This is a genomic window from Roseateles koreensis (assembly GCF_028595305.1).
Classification (GTDB): Bacteria; Pseudomonadota; Gammaproteobacteria; order Burkholderiales; family Burkholderiaceae_C; genus Paucibacter_A; species Paucibacter_A koreensis.
The window spans coordinates 1-5,575 of the sequence record NZ_JAQQXS010000027.1 but is presented as its reverse complement, the minus strand read 5'-3'; the positions used below and the strand labels follow the sequence as shown (position 1 = coordinate 5,575).

The window sequence follows — 5,575 nt, the reverse complement described above, 5'->3', positions numbered from 1 at the left end:
TTTCAATTGCGTATCAACTTGAAACGAATTGTGAAGACCAGAACTAATCCCCAACATCGGCGCTTTTCCGTCCCTGAAGTCCTCTTTTCTCCCCTTCCCTTGTCAGGCTTCTTCCTACAAGACCGGAGAAACGCCCGCTTTGTCTCCCTGTTCCAGCACGGCGCTGCGGCGGCCCTGTCATGGGAGAAATGGCAAATTCACATCCCTTTCAGGCCTCAACAGCCCCCACGGAGTCTTGTAAGGCAAAGGCCGGGTACGCACCTGCACGCGCACCCGGCCAACAAGATGACAAAGCCCATTCTTTTCAGCCATTGAGTTGCCCAGCCACCATCTACATTGGCCGGCAACACCGCAAGGGAAGGCTCCCCCCCATGATTCCACGGACGATTCACGTGATTTGGGTCGGCGACGAAAGCAAGCGTCCCGACAACTGCATCGCCACCTGGCGCGCGCACAATCCGGACTGGAATTTGCGCGTCTGGGGGAACGAGGAGTTGGCCAGTTATGGCTGGATCAACGCCAATCACATGCGCGCCATGGCAGGGCGCGAGCTCAACGGCGTAGCCGACCTGATGCGCTGGGAAATTCTGTACCACGAAGGCGGCTTTGTCGTGGACGCGGACAGCATCTGCAAACGACCGCTGGCCCCCTGGCTGTTCGAAGGTGAAGCCATGGCCTGCTGGGAGAACGAGCTCGTCAGGCCCGGGCTGATTGCCGCGGGCTACGTGGCGTCAGTGCCCGAGAACCCATTTTTCGGCCAGATGATTCTGGACCTGCAAAACACGCCCCGCGTGGATGACCGCATGGCCTGGCAAAGCGTGGGCCCGTTGTTTCTGACCGAATGCCACCGCATGCACCAATATGCAGGGCTGACGATCTGGCCGAGCCACTTCTTTATCCCACACCATTTCAGCGGCGCCGAGTACACCGGAGGCGGCCAAGTCTTTGCCGATCAGGCCTGGGGCAGCACGCTTAAGAATTACGACGAACTCTACAAGAGGCAAGTGGCATGACGAACCCAGCCGCCCCACAAGATCAGGCCGAGCGCAACCCCGCCCTTGATCTGCCGGTGTCTCCACTGGAGCTGGCGCATGCACCCTACTTTGTCCAGAAGGTACCCGTCAGCGAGGCACTGATGGGTCAGTCGAGATTGGAAGTTTTCATTCCCATGTGCACCGGCAAGCGCGTGCTGCATGTGGGCTGCGTGGACTGGCCCATCACCAATCTGAACCAATCCCTGCACCTGCAACTCGACGGCGTCTGCCAACTGGATGGGTTTGACATCAATCACGAAGCCTTTGCCCTGATGCAGCCGCACCTCAACGGCCGCCTGTTCTCTCGCTGGGAAGATGTCACCGATCACTACGACCTGGTACTCGTGCCCGAGGTGATGGAGCATGTGCCCGACGTGCAGGGTTTTCTGCAGCAGTTGCAAGCCTTGGGTGCGGATCAATATGTGATCACCGTGCCGGATGCCTTCAGCTGCTTTCGTCGCCATTTTGACTACAGCAGCGGCGCCCAGAGCTTTGTCGAGGTGGTTCACCCCGATCACAACTGCTGGTATACACCCTTCACCCTGAGCAATGTGCTGCGCAAGTACACCGACTGGAACTTACAAGGTCTGTGGTTCTTCAACCGCATGTCGTTGCTGGCGATCGCTGGGCCCAAGGCAGTAGAGGCTGCGGGGGGCAAAACAGCCTGACCTGGCTGGCCACGCTGAAAGCACCTTCAGCGATTTCAGCACGGCCGAAATAGCAACGCCCCTGCATCAGCCCGCGCATGGCGGTTGATACAGGGGCGTTGCTACGAGAGAGCGCGGGGACGCAACAAGCGTCCTGCCGTCAAGCGGCCCGGCCGATCCCCACATCCACCAACAAGGCATTGATGCGGCCCAGCTCATTGCGGGCCACGGGCAGCAGGTCGGGCGCTTCGCGTTGCAGGCTTTCCAGCGCGGCGCCGCTCAGCAATTGCTGCAAAGTCTCACGAGCACGCAAGACATGACCCTGACCAGAAAGCGCAAAGGCCAGCGTATACAGGCTGGCGCCGTGATCAGGCTGCACAGCCAAGGCACGCTCAGCCGCCGTTTGCGCGTGTTCCATTTGGCCCGCGCTCAACAGTAAGGCGGCCATGTCACTGAGCAGGTCGTGCGACATGGGCTCAAACTCAAGCGCCTCTTGCAAAACCATCAAACCACTCCCAATGCGCCCTTGAGCTGCTTCGGAGAAAGCCATATTGCGCGCCTGCGCCAGCAGCAAAGCTGCCTCCACGCTAAGGCCGTTGGGCAGGGGTTCATTCTGGATCGCCTGCGCCGCAACGGGCATCGGTGCTTGCGACTTGGCTTGCGTCATGGCTTGCATAGGGATCTCCAAATAATTAACGGCATCCATCTGTAAAGGCCTGTTGAACAAGGAGACCCACACAGACTCAGGAATCTGAAGAGCCATGCGACTTGGGACACCCTCGCCCGCTCGACTCCAGTGAAGCGAACTTTAGAACTTACGACCTCGTCCATTCGTGAGAAAAGACCGGACTTGCATGGGCTTCTCTGCGCCGACTCAAGCAGCAGCAGGCCGAAAGCAACGCAAGGCTCGCCCGGCCCTGTCGTCGTTCTCGACAAGCACAGGCAACTCCTATGTACGGCCATCCCCCTCCCCGCATCACGTACTGGTATCAAACACCTTGCGGTAGCGGATATGCCCACCCTCCTCGCGCCGCGTCGTGCCGGCCACGGTTTTGACGGCCATGCGGGTGGTGAGCGATTCCAGGGCCAGCAAATCGGCCGTCTCGGCGTCAGACACCGGTGGGAACTCGCCAGGATGCTCTTTTTGGTGGGCCAGGATGCGCTGCTCCAGCGGGCTCAAGGGTTCTGGCACGGGCGGGTTGGCGGCGCCCACTTTGGGTCGGCTGTTCCAGCGGTCCCACACGGCTTGCGCCTCAGCCACGCGCTGGCCCTTGGCCGCCACCTGGGCCACTTTGTCGCGCTTGTCTTGCTCCGTGACCGGCCCCACCATGTAGAAGCTGGCATGTGAGTCGTGCATCAGGGTGTCAAAGAATTCGTCCACCTCCGGGCTCACCACGCCACGTGCCGCCGTGCTGAGGTAGGCGCTGCGCGCCGCCCTGTCCTGGCCTGGGCTGCTGTCAAAGGCGACGGTGTCCGCCACAAAGTCTTTTTCACTGCCCATCAGATCCAGGCGCTCTTGGGGCGAGGCGGCCTCGTAGCTTTTGAGCGTGGTCAGGCCCGCCAGCGGGGGCTGCACCTTGGCGTTGCTGGCGCGGCGGCGGGTCACATTGGCGCGCCAGCGCCAGTACATCTGCATTTGCGCTTTGAGGTGTTCCTCCACCACATCGGCAGACTTCCACTGAGCCTTGGCGTAGGCCTCAAACAGGCGGCTGGTGTCGGGGTGGATGTCAAGATCGGCAACGGTTCTCGCGCCTGCAGCGCCAGCCTTGATCAACTGATCCGCCGACAACAGCGCCACGCCAGCCTTCATCGCCTCCAGATACATATTCACCAGCGGCACCTGCGACAGCAAGCGGCTGCGGTCCCGCAGCGCCTTGCCTTGTTCGCCGGGGGCATAACCGCCGCCCACATCAGAGTGCGCGCCGGGGTAGACCACCTCAGTGCAGTGCGGCGGGTAGGCCGTCTTGCCCATGCGGGCGCTGGAAAGCGGGAAGGCTTTGCGAATCTCATGAGCGGCCACAAAGTGCACGCTGCGCTTGACCAGGGGCGTGGGAATGTCCAGCGTGCCATTGGCCCAGGCGCCAAAGCCGCGAAAGGGGATGTAGGGTGAGGCGTCCGCCACGCCCACCGAGGCCACGGTATCAAACAGGCCCAGAAACTGCACCTCCACCTTGATGCCTGCCAGCAGTTGGCCCTTGTCCAGCAGATGGTCCAAGTAGAAGCAAAACGCCCTGGCCTCGGCGGCCCCGCGCGAGAAGCCAAACACCGCCACATTCACATGCACAACCTCGGGCAGGCGGCGCCGCCCCTCTTCGCCCACCAGTGCTTTCTGCAAACGCGGCACCAGGATGTTGCTGAAGTAAGTCCGCTTGCCTTGCAGGTTATTGCCCGCCTCACCCAGCACGCCGTTGTGGAGCACATCGGCACACATGGGGGCTTGGGTGGAGATTTTTCGAGCCTCGTCTTCTTTGAAGAGAAGCGCCTTGTGACTGATCCAGTGGACGTCATTGAGGAGTTGAAACAAGGCCCAATTGATGCGGGCATCACCGCCAGCGCCCTGGCTCTTGCCTTCGGGTAACTCACCATACTCGCCGATGTCTGGAAACGGCGTGCCCACACCCGGGATGTAATGCGCAAAGTAGCCCTCATCTTGATTGTCTCGACTGGTGTTAAACAGTACGCCGACATTGCTGTGCGACTTCTTGGGCTGGTCGCGGTAGAGGTTGTTATTGGTACCATCGAAGAAAAAGTTTACCCAGATGGGCACCTGGCATTTGTAGACGCAGCCCTGGTCCAGGCCCAGTCCACAAGCACGCTGCATGAACTCGGCCTTGTCCAAGGGGCGCAGGCAAGTGCTCTGCGTGGTCAGTGGGGTGATGCTCATTTATCCTCCGCCGGGTCATGGGGGCGTGGGTCTTTGGGATTGGGTCGGCCAGAAGGATGGTCAGGGTGTTGAACGCCCAAGTCCGTCACCCAAACCTCCAACTTGTCATCCGGCAAGAAGAACACCTGCAGGCGGGCGGGCTCGTCGTACTTCTGCACGGGCACAGTGAGCTTGAGGGTGCGTTCGGCCCAGCAGCAGGCAAGAATTTGGTTAATGGGCAGAGCCTTGTATTCCTTGTAGGGTTTGGTGAAATGCCCCACCGTCCAGTCCACCGTCACCTTCAAATCAGGCGTCCAGCGGCGCGGCAAAAAGATGCCGCCTGCGGTTTTTCCGCCGCCACCGTAGGGCGGCAAATTGCCGGCCCAAGCGCCATTGACATAAAAGCTCTGCACCCCCTCAGCGGTGTAGTTGATGCCCGTGATGGACACCCCCAGGGATTCATTGGCACTGTCGTCTTTGGCTTTGCAGGCAGTTAATCCCAGGCTCAAGGCCACGGCCCACAGCAGCAGAATGAGGCGCTTCATGATGGGCGTGATGCTCATTTATCCTCCTCCGGGTCATGGGGGCGTGGGTCTTTTGGATAGGGGCGATGTGAAGGGTGATTTGGGTCAATCGTGCTGGAGTCGTAGACCCAGACTTCCAACTTGTCATCCGGCAAGAAGAACACCTGCAGGCGGGCGGGCTCGTCGTACTTCTGCACGGGCACAGTGAGCTTGAGGGTGCGTTCGGCCCAGCAGCAGGCGCGTGTTTCGCTGGCATTCAGGTTTTTGCGTTCTTGGTAAGGCTTGGTGTAGTGCCCAATGGTCCAGTCCACCGTCACCTTCAAATCAGGCGTCCAGCGGCGCGGCAAAAAGATGCCGCCTGCGGTTTTTCCGCCGCCACCGTAGGACGGCAAATTGCCGGCCCAAGCGCCATTGACATAAAAGCTCTGCACCCCCTCAGCGGTGTAGTTGATGCCCGTGATGGACACCCCCAGGGATTCATTGGCACTGTCGTCTTTGGCTTTGCAG

The 5,575-nt window shown here is 60.4% G+C and carries 7 protein-coding genes; 3 read left to right on the top strand and 4 right to left on the bottom strand.

Translation table 11 applies throughout. From position 1 onward, the window contains the following. The 3 genes from PRZ01_RS19040 to PRZ01_RS19030 form a co-directional block, all read left to right on the top strand. On the top strand, nucleotides 1-315 hold a 315-nt coding region (locus PRZ01_RS19040), incomplete at its 5' end, for a hypothetical protein (protein WP_273598426.1). A 56-nt stretch (nucleotides 316-371) separates the two neighbouring features. After that, the gene (locus PRZ01_RS19035; RefSeq protein WP_273598425.1) at nucleotides 372-1,013 is read left to right on the top strand and encodes a glycosyltransferase family 32 protein; all 642 of its coding nucleotides are present in this window, start codon (nucleotides 372-374) and stop codon (nucleotides 1,011-1,013) included. Continuing rightward, nucleotides 1,010-1,702 (top strand): methyltransferase domain-containing protein, encoded by a 693-nt coding sequence (locus tag PRZ01_RS19030; RefSeq protein ID WP_273598424.1) that lies wholly within the window; start codon nucleotides 1,010-1,012, stop codon nucleotides 1,700-1,702. Before PRZ01_RS19035 ends, PRZ01_RS19030 begins: the two co-directional genes overlap by 4 nt. Nucleotides 1,703-1,841: 139 nt before the next feature. On the opposite strand, the gene PRZ01_RS19025 is transcribed toward PRZ01_RS19030, so the two are convergent. From PRZ01_RS19025 to PRZ01_RS19010, 4 genes are all read right to left on the bottom strand, one after another. Then, the gene (locus tag PRZ01_RS19025; RefSeq protein WP_273598423.1) at nucleotides 1,842-2,357 is read right to left on the bottom strand and encodes a tetratricopeptide repeat protein; all 516 of its coding nucleotides are present in this window, start codon (nucleotides 2,355-2,357) and stop codon (nucleotides 1,842-1,844) included. Nucleotides 2,358-2,657: 300 nt separating this feature from the next. After that, entirely contained in the window at nucleotides 2,658-4,565 is a 1,908-nt protein-coding gene (locus PRZ01_RS19020; protein ID WP_273598422.1) for a T6SS phospholipase effector Tle1-like catalytic domain-containing protein, read from the bottom strand. Further along, nucleotides 4,562-5,107, bottom strand: a complete 546-nt coding sequence (locus PRZ01_RS19015; RefSeq protein ID WP_273598421.1) for a DUF3304 domain-containing protein — start codon at nucleotides 5,105-5,107, stop codon at nucleotides 4,562-4,564. The genes PRZ01_RS19020 and PRZ01_RS19015 overlap by 4 nt, the downstream gene beginning before the upstream one ends. Beyond that, nucleotides 5,104-5,575: DUF3304 domain-containing protein (locus PRZ01_RS19010; protein ID WP_273598420.1), on the bottom strand; the 472-nt coding region annotated here is incomplete at its 5' end. The genes PRZ01_RS19010 and PRZ01_RS19015, both read right to left, overlap by 4 nt.